This is a genomic window from Streptomyces sp. NPDC002324, from assembly GCF_053593335.1.
In genome coordinates this window covers 33917-47678 of sequence record NZ_JBSFCF010000006.1, presented here as the reverse complement: position 1 = coordinate 47678, position 13762 = coordinate 33917, and the positions used below count along the sequence as shown (strand labels likewise).

The following is a 13762-nucleotide window of genomic DNA, read 5'->3' as shown; positions in this document are numbered from 1 at the left end:
TCACGCCCTCATTTGTTGGGTCTCGGTCAAGCCCGGAATTGGTTGCGGATTGATCACGGGTGTGGGAGGTGTGGGTGGGGTCCGTGGCGTAGGTCTCTTGGAATGTGGGGGTGGGGTGGTGGGGCGTGCGGTGACCGTGCGAGGTTCGGCCGTGGGAACTACCGCTGCGCCTGCACCCCTTTGCGCGGCCGTCCCCGCCGGGGCGCGGCGGGGCGCCATGAAGTCACGTCCGCGGCGGACAGGCCCAGGCGGGTGAGATGGCGTGCGTAGCCTTCCCGGAACCGCTCGTCATCGTCGGACGCCATGACCGGACCGAGGCCGCGGTCGACGGCGGTGATCCAGGGCAGCACCTCCGCGAGCGCCGAGAGCAGCGCCAGCGCGGATTCGGGCCGGTGCGCGTGGGCGTGGGATTCCGTCTGCAGAATGTCGAGCAGCACCTGTGCCCGCTCGCGGGCGTCCCAGCCCGCCCAGCCGAGCAAGGTCATCGGAGACAGGGGGGTGATGGACGAACCGAAAGAGATGAGGCGCTCGTTCGGCAGATCGAACTTGCCGCGTTGTTTCCAGTAGGAGGGCTTGAGATAGTCCGCGGTGGTGAATCGGGGCGGCTCCGGCACATCCGTCGTGTCGGCGTGACCCCGCTTGTCGTCCCGCGACTGGGACTCCCACAGCTCCTCCCAGGCACGTCGCTTGGCGAGGCCCGACGGCCGGTACCGGAGCGGCGCCGCCTGGGGCACGTGTTCGGTGGCGAGCAGGTCCAGCAACACGCGTGGGATGCCTGATTCGGACGTGTGCTTCCGGTCCGAGTAGACCGAGAGCAGAGACAGGCACTCATCGTCCTCGGCGAGCAGTTCGCCCAGCTCCCGCACCGTCCGTGTGACCGGACGCCGACCGGTCGGCGTGGCCTCGAACCACAGCCGATCCGCTTCACAGTGGTCGAGCAGGCGCTCACGGAGGATGTTCTGGACGGTGTCGTCCCAGTCCGGAGCGACCCAGCGGTGCTTGTACTCGGGCTGCTCCAACAGAGCCAGGAACGCGTTCTGGGAGATGGCCTCCACACGGCGCCGTACGAGGTCCCGGTACTCGGCAGGCCACTGCTCGGGCATCTCGGTCATGGGGGTGGCCCCATGGCGCGTGAACCACTTCCCCTCCGGATCGTCGGCGAACCACGACGCTCCGTTCTCGCCGCTCACGATCCTTCTGGCGAGCGCGATCTCGAACGCCCGTTCACCGACTTTCTGGGGAGGGGGTTCGACCGTGCCAGTCAGCCCCGCGGTGTCGTCGACGATCCCGTACGACGCGTACACCTGCCAGTCCAGCTCCTCCTGGAGCGCGATCATCCGCGCCCGGATCGAGAACCAGCGCTCCCTGGCCGAGTCGAGTGTCTGGGCGGTGAGGTCCGCGTCCGGTGCGGAGATGTCGGACAGGCAGGCCGCCGACTCGGTGGCCAGCCCGTCGAGTTCCTCCGCCAGTGCCAGGGGGAGGGCGTCAGGGAGCGGGAGGTCGAGCAGACGGCCGGCCGTGAACTCGTAGATCTTCTCCCAGGCCTCACCACCTCGGAGCGTGCCGATGTGCGCCTGGCCCTTGCTCTGGCTCACCTGCTTCAGCCAGAAGCACACGGCCGAACTGTTGAGCACTCCGAGGAGTCCGAGATGGGACGACTCCGTCGCGCTGGGCGGAAGTTTGATCACCGGCGCGGAGTTCAGGGGTACGGCACCGCCGCGGAGAACCGTGAAGTGAGGGTGGGTGGCCACCCAGGGGAAGACGATCGACCACGGGTGGGCGTCCCAGTCCAGCGCGAACTGATGCCAGTCGTACCACGGGGACGACTTGTTGGTTCCGCGGCGTTGTCGCAGCACGGTGCGGTAGGGCCACAGACGTCGCCGATGGCGTGGGAAGCGGTCCAGGTCGATGAGTTCCCTGCCGTTCCCGGTGCGAGGGAAGAACGCCCGCATGGGCGCGCGCGAGGACCAGTCGCGGACCTCGGACCCGGTCAGTACCGGGACCGTGGCGGCTTCCTCGACGCCGTAGCGCCGGAAGGAGGCGGGGGTGGAACAGAACAGGTCGTCGGAACCCGTGTTGGCCGCGTACCCGATGCGGGCGACGTGTTCGCGAAGCCGCTCCCCGTTCTCCATGAGACGCAGCACGTCCCGAGCCGCCGAGGGTGTGAGGCTCCAGGGGAACACGTTCAGCTCTCCGCGTTCCTGGAGGTAGGACTCGGTCCAGTGGTCCATCGCACCGGGAGTGAACGCCGCTCGGCGCAGCGACTGCCAGACCGGCGCTTCGCCGGGTACCGCCGGAAGAAGGTCGCCACCGCGGGTCTCGCCACGGAGGCTCACGACGAAGTGAACGGGAACCTCCGGTGTCGGCACGCGGTTCTGCCCGATGAGGATGACGGTCGGCGAGCCGTGACCGGGGATATAGGCCCCGGAGGTGTCGATGACGTGGGAGAGCACCACCCGTGGCAGGACGTGTTCGATGAGCTTGCGGCCGAACTCGCGCTTCATGAACGAGTTGGCCACCAAGAGGCCGATCCGCCCCGCGGAGGCGCCCGGCAGTGCCAGACGTACAGCAAGTTCGGTGAAGGGCACCGACAGGGCGTAGAGCCCTTCGCAGCTCTCGTACGCGTCGCGGTAGGCCGCGAAGAGAGCCTTGTCCTTGACGGTGACGTACGGGGGATTGCTCGTCACCGCATGATAGGAGGACAGGCGCAACAGGCCGTGGCGCTCCGCGTACTCGTCGATGTCGGTCGGAGATCCGAAACCGGTGGATCCCGGGCCGAGAGGGTCACCGACCCGCCCGTGCAGCAGCGCATCCCCTGTCGCGATCACCAGTGGGAGATCAGGTACGTCGACCAGGCTCTGTGCCCGGGCCATGTCCATGGCGGCCACCAGCAACCGGAAACGCGTGATGCTGACAGCGCAGGGATCGACGTCGCATCCGTGGACCGAGGCGAGCGCCCGGGCGGCGCGCTGCCATGCGCTCATCTCGGGGCGGGCGTCGGACCAGCGACGGCACAGACGGGCGTACGCGTCCAGCAGGAACCCACCCGATCCACAGGCGGGGTCGATCATCCGGAATCCGGCCGGCCCGGCTGTCGATCCGAGGGCCTCCAGTGCCGGGTCCAGGGTCAGGTCATGGATCAGTTCGACCACGAAGTCCGGCGTGACGACCAGGCCATGGGACTTCCGGCCCTGGTCGCTCAGGCCCGTGTAGAGGTCGGCGAGGAATCGCGTGTCGCGTGATGAGTCCTGGAAGTCGTGGACGAGGAACCCGTCCGGGGTCCGACGCCGCCAGAAGTCGACGAGCGACTGGCCCGCTTCGCGGCTCGGCCGCATCCGCCACATGGGGTGGCTGCTTCTGCTGAAGACGGACGCCATGGCGGGATGGGAAGAGAGTCGGTCCACGGCGGAGACGATCGGATCGCCGGCCGGACTGTCCGCACCGGACTCGGCACCGGGCTCGTCGACATCTCCTTCGCCGGCCTGCCGTGCGGCGAAGGAGATGTCGAGCAGTTCGTTGTCCTCGCAGAACCGGATCATCACGGTGGCCAGGACCCAACCGGTCGCGATCTGCGAGAGCTGCTCCTGCAGCCAGACCTGCCACGTCGACGCCGTCAGCAACTGCTTCCGAGCGGCCTCGTACTCGTCTCGCATCCCGTCGGCGGCGGGATCGGAGGGAGCGCGCGTGGTCAGATCGTGCTCGATCTCCGACCTGATCCGCCGCAGGTCCCCGAGCAGGTCGGCGCGAGACGGCATTGCCCCTCTTCTTCCACGGTCGACGACAGCTTTTCTTGCCGGTCGGTCCAGTCATTGCATCCTTGCGGCGAGATTATCACCGCGAGAGTGTCGTAAATAGTGGAGAGTGTTGGCGGACCCCTCTACGCTGGTCACTCGAACGGCCGTCAACCGGCGGCCGCCTCGTGAGAGCCGGTGCTGCGGAAGAGGTGTGCCCCATGGAGGGGAATGACAGGGCGTTCAGAGGGATCTGGCTGGCGCTCATCCTGCTGGGAGCCCTGGTGGGCGCCGTCCTCGCGGCGGGTGCCGTCCGGGCGGTCGGCGGGGAGATGGTCGTGGTTCTGGCGACGGGAGGGGGTGCGTTCCTGGGGTTGGCGACCTTGGGGCTCGCGGCCAGGGGATTCCTCGCGGGCTCCCATAGCTAAGGAGTACACTCCTTAGGAGTGCATTCCTAAGGGGGAGTCGTGAGGCGTCAGGCGGGGTCGGTCAAACCTCCCCATGTGTTCGACCGTGGGCCCGAGTGGGAGGCTCTCGTCGCCTTCGTGAACCGGCCCCTGCCGCAGGCCATGCTCGGGGTCGTCAGCGGTCGGCGCCGGATGGGCAAGACGTATCTGCTGAGGGCCCTCGTCGAACAGCACGGGGGCTTCTACTTCGGGGCCACGGCGGGCACCGCCACGGAGTCGCTTCGCCAGTTCAGCGCCGCCCTGGCCGAGCACGTGGGTTCCGCCGCGTCCTTCTCCTTCGCGACGTGGGACGATGCCATCTCCTATCTCTTCGGCCTCGCGTCTGCGACCGAGGAGGCAACGGGCGAGGCGTCTTCGCGTCTCGTCGTCATCGACGAGTTCCCCTATCTGGTGAAGGTCGCTCCCGAACTCCCCTCCCTCATCCAGCGCGAGATCGATCGACATCAGACGCGGGCGAGCCGTATGCGTCTGCTCCTCTGCGGTTCGGCGATGTCGGTCATGGGCGGGCTGCTGGCAAGCACGGCGCCCCTCCGGGGCCGAGCTCAGCTCGAACTCGTCGTAAGGCCCTTCGGCTACCGGGCCGCCGCGGAGTTCTGGGGTGTGGCCGGGGACCCCGCCCTCGCGGCCCGACTGCACGCCGTCGTCGGCGGTACGCCCGCGTACCGCCGACAGTTCCTGGCAGACGACGTGCCCGAGAGCCTGCGAGCATTCGATGACTGGATCTGCCGCACGGTCCTCTCCCCGTTCAGCCCGCTCTTCCGTGAGGCGCGCTACCTGCTGGCCGAGGAGGCCGACATCCGGGACACGGCCCTGTACCACTCGGTCCTGGCCGCCGTGGCGCAGGGCCATTCGACGCGCGGTGGCATCGCCGGATACATCGGCCGCAAGTCCGTGGACATCTCGCACCCGCTCAATGTCCTGGAGGACAGCCATCTCCTGGTGCGGGAGTCCGACGTCTTCCGGGCGGGCAAGTCGCAGTACCGCATCACCGAACCGCTGATCAACTTCTACGAGGCCGTCATGCGTCCCGCCTGGGCCCGGCTGGAGAGCGGCCAGGCGGTGGAGGTGTGGGGGCAGGCGGCCGAGCGGTTCGCGGCACAGGTGGCCGGACCGCACTTCGAGGCGGTCTGCCGTGAGTATGTGATCGGGCCGGGGCGGTCGTTGCTCAGTGGTTCGCTGGGAGAGGTCGGCAGCGGCGTCGTGACCGACTCTGCGGAGCGTCGGCAGCTGCAGGTCGATGTGGCTGTCGTCGAGCCGGGTTCCGGAGGACGACGGCCCTCTGTCGGCCTCCTGGGAGAAGCGAAATGGGGCACCGTGCTGGGAGTCGGCCATCTGGAGCGGCTGGACCGGGCTCGCGAGTTGCTCGCCGGGCGGGGCTTCGATACCGACCACTGCGGGCTGGCCTTCTTCAGTGCCGCGGGATTCAGCGACGCGCTGCGCACCGCGGCCGAACGAGGGGGTGTGCTGCTGGTCGGTCTCGACGAACTCTACGGGCGGTCCATGCCGGTCGGGTTCGTGCCCTAGGTTCCGTAGGCCCGTACGAGTCTCTTGCGCATTCACTCCCGCTCCGCTGAACTGACGTACCGTCAGAAATCCCGCTGCGGCGCGGAAGGGTGGCGATGTGCGTGGAGTCGATCTGGCTCGGCGGTGCCGAATGGCTGGCTGTTCTTCGTATCGGGCTCGGGCTGTGGTGGCTGGAGAGCTGGCGGCACAAGGACAAGGGGGCGTGGTTCGAGGGGGCCGGGATCGAGTGGGCCGCGGGGGTGGCGGAGAAGCATCGGTGGGGGGCGGTGCGCAGCGGGTTCGACGTGGTCGTCAAGCCTCGGCCCAAGGCGATGGCGTACGTCGTCGTCTACGCCGAACTCGCCCTCGGGCTCGGGCTGATCCTCGGGGTGCTCACCCCGGTCGCGCTCGTGGGCGGGCTGCTGCTCAACCTCCTCTATCTCGTGCTGATGATCCACGACTGGGCCGAGCAGGGGCAGAACTCGATGATGGCGCTCATCTCGGTGGTGGGGCTCTTCGGGATGTCCTGGCAGACCTGGTCCGTCGACAGCGCGTTGGGCTTGTTCTGACGGGGGCGCGTGAGGAGCGGTGGGAGGAGCGGCATGCGGTTCGATCTGCCCGAGGCCGATGAGTTCACCCGTACGTACTGGGACGCCGCCGCCGACGGGCGGCTGCTCCTGCGGCGCTGCGCTGCGGCCGGCTGCGGGCGCGCTCATCACTATCCGCGCGAGTTCTGCCCGTACTGCTGGAGCGAGGACGTGCGGTGGGAGGAGGCCTCCGGGCGCGCCACCCTCTACACCTGGTCCGTCGTCCACCGCAACGACCTGCCGCCCTTCGGGGAACGAACGCCGTACGTCCCCGCGGTCGTCGATCTCGTCGAGGGGCCGCGGATGATGACCGAGGTGGTGGAGTGCGCGGAGGGGGACCTGCGGGTGGGGATGGGGCTGGAAGTCGTCTTCCGGGAGGGCGGGGGCGTGGTGGTGCCCGTATTTCGCGCGCGCTCGTGACGGGGCGCGCGTTTCAATGGGGGCGTGAGCCGTACTGATGAGCGATCCGCCGGTCCGTTCCCCGATCCTTCTCCAGGTGGGTCCTCCACCGAGCCGCACGGGTACGGGCTGCGGCTGGGCGCGTGGGACGTGGCGTCCGACGCCCATGTGGAGGCGTGGTTCCGGGGGCGTGCCGATCCGGACTTCCGGCGGTGGAACACGCCCATGACGCTGGACGGGAGTCTCGCGGGCGCCCGGGAGTCGCTCCGGTTGCGGGCCGAGTCCGACGAGGAGGGCAAGACCGTCTCCTTCCGGGTCGCGGACGCGGAGACCGGTGTGACGCTCGGGCTGGTCGGGCTGAGCGGGATCGACGTGTCCATGCGCCGGGCCGTCGTCGGTTACTGGGTGCTCCCCGAGGCCCGGGGCCGCCGGGTCGCCACCCGCGCCCTCGACCTCGCCGCCCGCTGGACCCTCACCGACTTCGGCATCCACCGGCTCGAACTCGACCATGTCGTCGGCCATGCCGCGTCCTGCCGCGTCGCGGAGCTGTGCGGGTTCCGGTACGAGGGGACCATGCGCGGGGCGGCGTTCGACGAGGGGCGCCACGACGCCTTCCGGGACGCGCACCTGCACGCGCGGCTGGCCACCGACCCGACCCCGGAAGGGATCTGATGAGCGCGGACGACCGACTCGCGTACGAGACCGTCGACGACCCCGACGGCTACTTCGGCGAAGCCGTCGCCGCGCACTACGACGATCCCGCCTCCCCCATGTTCGCCGCGGAGGCCGTCGACCCGGCGGTGGACCTGCTCGCCGCTCTCGCGGACGGGCCCGGAGGGGACGCGCGGGCGCTGGAGTTCGGGGTCGGCACCGGGCGCATCGCCCTGCCGCTCGCCCGGCGGGGCGTGCCGGTGCACGGCATCGACCTGTCCCGGGCCATGGTAGAGCGGCTGCGGGCCAAGCCGGGCGGCGCGGACATCGGCGTCACCGTCGGGGACTTCGCCACGACGCGGGTGGACGGTCCCGGCTTCACCGTCGCCTACCTCGTCTTCAACACGATCAACAACCTCACCACGCAGGACGCCCAGGTGGACTGCTTCCGCAACGCCGCCGCGCATCTCCTGCCCGGCGGCTGTTTCGTGATCGAGGTCGGGGTGCCGGATCTACGGCGGCTGCCGCCGGGGCAGGACGCGGTGCCGTTCCATGTCGGGCCGACGCGGCTGGGGTTCGACACGTACGACGTGGCGACGCAGGGGATGCGGTCGCACCACCTGACGGTCGTCGAGGGGCGGCCGGTGTACCGGTCGATCCCGTTCCGGTACGTCTGGCCGGCCGAGCTGGATCTGATGGCCCGGCTGGCCGGGATGCGGCTGCGCGACCGCTGGGCGGGGTGGAACGGGGAGCCGTTCACGAACGACAGCACCGGGCATGTGTCGGTGTGGGAGAAGGCCTGATCCGAGCTTGATGGGGGCCTGGTTCGGGCCTGGTTCGGGCCTGTTCCGGGCTTGTTCCGAGGGGGCCGTCCGCCCCCGTCCGCCCCCGTCCGTCACGGCCAGAGCAGCTCCCTGACCCAACCGCCGTCCTCCCGCCGGTAGTCCAGCCGTACGTGCCGTCGCCGCGCGTCCCCCTGGAAGAACTCCACCTCGTCCGGTTCCACGACGTACGCGGTCCAGGAGGGCACGGCCACCTCCGGCTCGCGCCGGGCGCGTTCCCAGGCGGCCTCCGAGGCGCGTTCCAACTCCTGGTACGAGGGCAGGACTTCGCTCTGGTGGCCCACGAGGGCGGCGGCCAGCGCACCCGTCGAGCGGGCGTGCAGATCGGCGTGGGCGACCTCGACGGGCTCGACGGTGACACGGCCCCGCACCCGGACCTGGCGGCCGAGGAGGGGCCAGTAGAAGCCGAGGGACGCGTACGGGCGGGCCGCGAGGTGGCGGCCCTTGCGGCTTCCGGCATGGGTGGCGAAGTGCCAGCCCCGCGCGTCCACGTCGTGCAGCATCACCGTACGGACGTCCGGCCGGCCCTCCGCGTCCGCCGTGGCCAGCGACATCGTGTGCGGCTCCACCTCCCCGGCCGCCACGACCTCCCCGAACCAGGTGGCGAACAGCGGCAGCGGCTCGGCGGGTGCCGCCGCCGGGTCGAACAACGGCAGTGCGCTGACCTTCGGATCCCAGACCCGCAGCCCTCGCAGGATCCGGACGACATCGGACGACGGGGTGGACGGCGGGGCGGGGGCCTGTGCGGGGTCCGGGGAGGGGGACTGCGGCCGGTCAGGGGGTTCGATCACGGGTGGGACGGTCTCACACCGTGCCCAGATCGGACGAGACCCACCTCTCGGGGCGCATGTGGATGATGACCTGGTCGCCGTGGTTGCGGGAGGCGAAGTCGACGTAGCCGTCGACCTTTTCGGCCGGGAGGTAGCGGGCCGAGATCTCGCGGAGGTCGTCGAGGGTGGCGGGGGACGTGTCGGTGACGGGGCCCTCGACGGAGACGTAGCGGATCGTGGGTTCGAGCCGGTCGATCATCAGGGAGAAGCGGCCGGCCGCCTGGATCAGCCGGTTCTTGCGGGTGTCCGACCCGGTCATGATCCAGATGTCGCCGCCGGGCGCGTACTGGTACCAGATCGGCACCGTCAGCGGCGCCCTCCCCTCCCCGGCGTCCACCGCCAACGCGGCCACCTGAGCCTCGGCCAGAAACTCCTCGCGCTCCTTGCGGGACAGTGCCATGTCACTTCCTCCGGGACCGAAACGGGGACGTCTTCGTCTGCCGAGTCGGTTCAGCGCCCTTGCCCCGCCGCCTATTCCGCCGCCTGTTCCGCCGCATGTTCCGCTGCCGGACGAGGAGGGCGGCTCATCCCCGACCCAGCACCACCGTTCCCGAGGAGCAGAACCAGCCGCCCGTGCCCGACGCGACGGCCAGGCGGGGCGGGGTGCCGTCGCGGGTGGGGATCTGGTGGGGGCCCGCCTCGCCCCGCAGCTGGCGTACGGCCTCCACGAGGAGGAAGAGGCCGCGCATGCCCGGGTGCTGGGCGGAGAGGCCGCCGCCGTCGGTGTTGACCGGGAGGTCACCGGTCAGGGTCAGGCGGCCCTTCTCCACGAAGGCGCCGCCCTCGCCCTTCGCGCAGAAGCCGAGGTCCTCCAGCGTCACGAGGGTCATGTAGGTGAAGGCGTCGTAGATCTCGGCGAAGTCGATCTCGGCGGGGCGTACGCCGGCTCGTTCGAAGGCGAGGCGGCCACTGACCGCCGCCGGGGAGACCGTGAAGTCGGGCCACTCGGACATGGTCGTGTGGGAGGCGTACTCGCCGGTGCCGAGGACCCAGACGGGCGTCGTCGGCCGGCAGTCGGGTACGTACTCCTCCGCCGCCAGCAGGACCGCCGCGCCGCCGTCGGAACGTATGCAGCAGTGGAGCTTGGTGAACGGGTCGGCGATCGGCGCGGAGGAGAGGACGTCGTCGACGGTGATCGGCGTGCGGAACATCGCCTCGGGGTTGGCCGCGGCGTTCGTCCGGGCCTGTACGGCGACGGAGGCCAGCTGTTCCAGGGTCGTCCCGTACTCGTGCATGTGGCGGCGCGCGGCCATGGCGTACTTGGAGATCAGGGTGTGCCCGTACGGGACCTCGAACTGGAGGGGGCCGCGCGCCCCGAACGAGAGGTTGCCGGTGCGGCGGCCCGCCTTGATGTCCGCGCGGGCGGTGGAGCCGTAGACGAGGAGGACGACGTTCGCGTGCCCGGCGGCGATCGCGTCCGCCGCGTGGGCCGCCATGACCTCCCAGGTCGAGCCGCCGACCGAGGTGGAATCCACCCAGGTGGGCCGCAGTCCCAGATACTCGGCCACCTCCACCGGCGCCAGTGTGCCGAGGCCCGCCGAGGCGAGGCCGTCGATGGCCGTGTGCTCCAGCCCCGCGTCGGCGAGGGCCCGGCGGGCGGCCTGCGCGTGGAGTGCGTACGGGGTCGCGTCGTCCACCCGGCCGCAGTCGGACAGCGCGACCCCGACGATCGCGACCTTCCGGCCGCCGCCTCGACGTGCGGGGGCTCGACGCGTCGCCTCCGCATGCGTCGCCTCCGCAGGTGCCGGGCCAGGACGTGTCGCGTCAGGACGTGTCGCGTCAGGCGGTGCCGTATCGGCTCGTTCCGTATCGGCTCGTGCCGCGTCACGGCGGGCCGCGTCACGAGGGCCGGTGGGTCCGGGTGTGGGGGGCGCAGCGGTCATGAATCTGACGGTACATCAGATGAGCGGGTGGCAACCCTGTGCTTCGGTTGCCTTCCGGCCTAATATGACGGACCGTCAGATCGAGAGTTCAGATGACGTTGGGGGAGTGGAAGGGGGACCGCCCATGGACGCCCGCCTCACCGCCGAGCAAGAGGAAATCCGGCGCACAGTAAGGGAGTTGCTGCTCAAGCGCTGTGGTCCGGAGGAGGTCCGCGCCGCCGTGCGGACCGGGCAGGGGTACGACGCCGGGCTCTGGTCCGCCCTCTCCGAACAGCTCGGGCTGCCGGGGCTCGCGCTCCCCGAGAGGTACGGCGGTGTCGGCTGCTCGGCGACCGAACTCGCCCTGGCCGCGGAGGAGCTGGGGCGCGCCCTGGCCCCGTCGCCGCTGCTGTCCACATCGGTGCTCGTCGCGCCCTTGATCCTCGCTCTCGGCACCGAGCGGCAGCGCGCCGCACTGCTGCCCCGCCTCACCTCCGGCCGGCTCACCGCGGCCCTCGCCGTACCGGGCACCGCCCTCACCACCGCACTGGCGCTGACCTGCGACAACGGTGGTGCATGGGTCGGCGGTGGCCGGGCCGGCGGCGTCCAGGCACGGCGCGTCGGGGACGGGTGGCGGCTCTACGGGGAGGCCGGGCAGGTCCTCGACGGGCACAGCGCGGGCCTGCTGCTCGTGGCCGCGCATGCCGGGGGGTACGCCCGGTCGCGGACCCTGCTGTTCCTGGTGCGGGCGCCGCACGGGGAAGCGGGGGCCGGTGGGGGCCTCGTGCGGGTGCGGCAGACCTCGATCGACGAGACGCGGCCGGTGGCCCGGCTCGAACTCCGGGATGTGGAAGCCGAGTTGCTGGGAGCGGAGGCCGGTTCCGCCGACGTCGGTGTGCTGTCGGTACTGGCCGAGGCCGGGGACGCGGCCGCCGCGGTGCTCGCGGCGGAGGCCGTGGGGGCCGCCGACCGGGTGCTGGAGCGGACGGTCGCGTACGCGCGGCAGCGGGAGCAGTTCGGACGGCCGATCGGGTCGTTCCAGGCGGTGAAGCACCGGCTCGCGGATGTCTACGTGCGGGTGCGGGCGGCCCGGTCGGCGGCGTACTACGCCGCCTGGGCGGCGGCCGCCCCGCCCGGCGGCGAGCGGGCCGGTGGCCTGGCGCTCGCGCAGGCGCTGGACGCGTTGCGGATGGCGGCCGGGGAAGGGATCCAGCTGCACGGGGGGATCGGGTTCACGTGGGAACACGAGGCGCAGCTGTACTTCAAGCGGGCGGCGGGGGACGAGGCGCTCTTCGGGCCGGTGCACCGGCTGCGGGGGCGGGCGGCCGACATGGCGGGGGTCTTCACGGTCGACGGGCCGGGCGAGCAGAGGGCGGTGCGGGGCTGATGGCTTCGAAAAGGGCGGCGGAAAGGGCGGCGGGGATGGCCGAGGGCATGAAGGGCATGGGTGTGCGGCTGGTGCAGAAGGTGTCCTCGGCTCCGGCGTTCGCCCGGGTCGCGCCGCACGTCATACCGGCGCTGGACCGCGCCGTGCACCGGGCGACCCGGGGCCGGGTGCTGCTCAGCGCGCAGCTGCTGCCCGGTGTCGTGCTGACGGCGACCGGGGCGCGGAGCGGGGAGCCGCGTCGTACGCCGCTGGCGTGTATGCCCGAGGAGGGGCGCGACAGCTGGGTGCTCATCGGGTCGAACTTCGGCCGCCCCGGCCACCCGGCCTGGAGCGCCAACCTGCTGGCCCATCCCGACGCCGAGATCAACTGGAAGGGGCGTGACATCCCCGTCACCGCGCATCTGCTGGCGGGGGAGGAACGGGCCGCCGTGTGGAAGGAGTTGCTGCGGTTCTGGCCGCCGTACTCGACGTATCAGGCGCGAGTGGACCGGGAGATACGGGTGTTCCGGATCGTGCGGCGGTGAGTCCGCGCTCTCGGGGTCGTGTCTTCGCATGTTCGTGTGCGGCTGACTGTTCCGGCGCCCCCCAAGTGCCCCTGAACGCGGCAGGCGGCACTCCTCGGTCGAGGGTGCCGTCTGCGTGACAGGAATCGCGTCCGGGGCCTGATCCGGGGCCTGCCCGGGTGCTCCTGGTTACTTCGTCGGTTTCTTGCCGGTGATGCCCAGGTGGACCAACAGGGCGAGGTTGGGCCGTAGTTCGGCCTGCTTGACGCCCCAGGTCTGGAAGCCCTTCTGGTGCCCGGAGACCGAGGCGAGCATGGCGACGAGGGAACCGGCGAGGGCCGCGGGGTTCACGTCCTTGTCGACGCGGCCCTTCGCCTGGAGCTCGGAGACCGTCTCCGACAGGGAGTTGGTGACCGAGTTCAGGATCTTCATGCGGATCTTGTAGAAGCGTTTGTCGCCCTCGGCGGCGCCCAGGTCGACGACGCGGAGGATCGCGTCGTTCCTGCGCCAGAAGTCCAGGAAACCGTCGACGAGTTCCTGGGCGGTCTGCCAGCCGGCCTTGCCGACCCAGGAGCGGCCTTCGAGGAGGCGCGTCAACGTGGCGCCCTCGCTGGCCATTTGCTCGGCGATCTCCAGGACGGCGCCCTCGACGTCCGGGAAGTACTGGTAGAAGGTCGCGGGTGAAGTCCCCGCCTTCCGGGCGACATCAATGACTTTGACGTCCCGGTAGGGCGACGAGCTGAGCATCTCGCTGAGGCAGTCGAGCAGCTTCTGCCGGGTCGCCTGCCCTCGTCGGCCGGCCACGCGGCCGTCGACGGTACGCACTTGTCCTGTCATGCCGTCAGCTTACCGAGGGGTGATCGGAGCGCGATTCGGCCGACTGCAAATGGGGAGCAGGGGCGTCACCTAGGGGTTCGTGCGGTGATCACGGAGTGTGTTGGCGCGTGTCTTTCGGGTGAGTGGGGGTTCTTGGGGCGGGGGTGGTCCTCGGCTGCGGGTG

At 70.6% G+C, this 13762-nt stretch carries 13 protein-coding genes; 8 read left to right on the top strand and 5 right to left on the bottom strand.

Annotation, left to right across the window (positions count from 1 at the left end; genetic code table 11):
- Positions 1–158: 158 nt before the first annotated feature.
- Positions 159–3755, bottom strand: a complete 3597-nt coding sequence (gene pglX / locus ACWCRJ_RS10865; protein ID WP_450938966.1) for a BREX-2 system adenine-specific DNA-methyltransferase PglX — start codon at positions 3753–3755, stop codon at positions 159–161.
- Positions 3756–3952: 197 nt separating this feature from the next.
- On the opposite strand from pglX, the gene ACWCRJ_RS10860 reads away from it, so the two are divergent.
- The 6 genes from ACWCRJ_RS10860 (at position 3953) to ACWCRJ_RS10835 (ending at position 8141) form a co-directional block, all read left to right on the top strand.
- On the top strand, positions 3953–4159 hold the full coding sequence (locus tag ACWCRJ_RS10860; protein WP_450938965.1) for a hypothetical protein: 207 nt from the start codon (positions 3953–3955) through the stop codon (positions 4157–4159).
- A 75-nt stretch (positions 4160–4234) separates the two neighbouring features.
- Entirely contained in the window at positions 4235–5722 is a 1488-nt protein-coding gene (locus ACWCRJ_RS10855) for an AAA family ATPase (protein ID WP_450938964.1), read from the top strand.
- Between the two features lie 101 nt (positions 5723–5823).
- A complete protein-coding gene (locus ACWCRJ_RS10850) occupies positions 5824–6270 on the top strand; it encodes a DoxX family membrane protein (RefSeq protein WP_028797060.1) in 447 nt (148 codons plus the stop codon).
- A 33-nt stretch (positions 6271–6303) separates the two neighbouring features.
- Positions 6304–6708, top strand: coding sequence for a Zn-ribbon domain-containing OB-fold protein (locus tag ACWCRJ_RS10845; protein ID WP_450938963.1), 405 nt, complete (start codon positions 6304–6306; stop codon positions 6706–6708).
- A gap of 24 nt (positions 6709–6732) precedes the next feature.
- Positions 6733–7359, top strand: coding sequence for a GNAT family N-acetyltransferase (locus tag ACWCRJ_RS10840; RefSeq protein ID WP_450938962.1), 627 nt, complete (start codon positions 6733–6735; stop codon positions 7357–7359).
- Positions 7359–8141 (top strand): class I SAM-dependent DNA methyltransferase, encoded by a 783-nt coding sequence (locus ACWCRJ_RS10835; protein ID WP_450938961.1) that lies wholly within the window; start codon positions 7359–7361, stop codon positions 8139–8141. The genes ACWCRJ_RS10840 and ACWCRJ_RS10835 overlap by 1 nt, the downstream gene beginning before the upstream one ends.
- A 92-nt stretch (positions 8142–8233) precedes the next feature.
- Here the strand turns inward: ACWCRJ_RS10835 and ACWCRJ_RS10830 are convergent, their stop codons facing one another.
- The 3 genes from ACWCRJ_RS10830 to ACWCRJ_RS10820 all read right to left on the bottom strand — a co-directional run bounded on the left by ACWCRJ_RS10830 (position 8234) and on the right by ACWCRJ_RS10820 (position 10647).
- Positions 8234–8971, bottom strand: a complete 738-nt coding sequence (locus ACWCRJ_RS10830; protein WP_450938960.1) for a pyridoxine/pyridoxamine 5'-phosphate oxidase — start codon at positions 8969–8971, stop codon at positions 8234–8236.
- Positions 8972–8984: 13 nt separating this feature from the next.
- Positions 8985–9410, bottom strand: a complete 426-nt coding sequence (locus ACWCRJ_RS10825; RefSeq protein ID WP_450938959.1) for a pyridoxamine 5'-phosphate oxidase family protein — start codon at positions 9408–9410, stop codon at positions 8985–8987.
- Between the two features lie 124 nt (positions 9411–9534).
- Entirely contained in the window at positions 9535–10647 is a 1113-nt protein-coding gene (locus ACWCRJ_RS10820; RefSeq protein WP_450938958.1) for a thiolase C-terminal domain-containing protein, read from the bottom strand.
- Positions 10648–11017: 370 nt separating this feature from the next.
- Between ACWCRJ_RS10820 and ACWCRJ_RS10815 the strand changes: the two genes are divergently transcribed.
- Positions 11018–12259, top strand: coding sequence for an acyl-CoA dehydrogenase family protein (locus tag ACWCRJ_RS10815; protein ID WP_450938957.1), 1242 nt, complete (start codon positions 11018–11020; stop codon positions 12257–12259).
- Positions 12260–12294: 35 nt separating this feature from the next.
- On the top strand, positions 12295–12783 hold the full coding sequence (locus ACWCRJ_RS10810) for a nitroreductase/quinone reductase family protein (RefSeq protein WP_450939178.1): 489 nt from the start codon (positions 12295–12297) through the stop codon (positions 12781–12783).
- 168 nt (positions 12784–12951) lie between these two features.
- Here ACWCRJ_RS10810 and ACWCRJ_RS10805 read toward each other — a convergent pair whose 3' ends face one another.
- Complete coding sequence (locus tag ACWCRJ_RS10805) at positions 12952–13599, bottom strand: TetR family transcriptional regulator (protein WP_450938956.1); 648 nt, start codon at positions 13597–13599, stop codon at positions 12952–12954.
- Positions 13600–13762 lie beyond the last annotated feature (163 nt).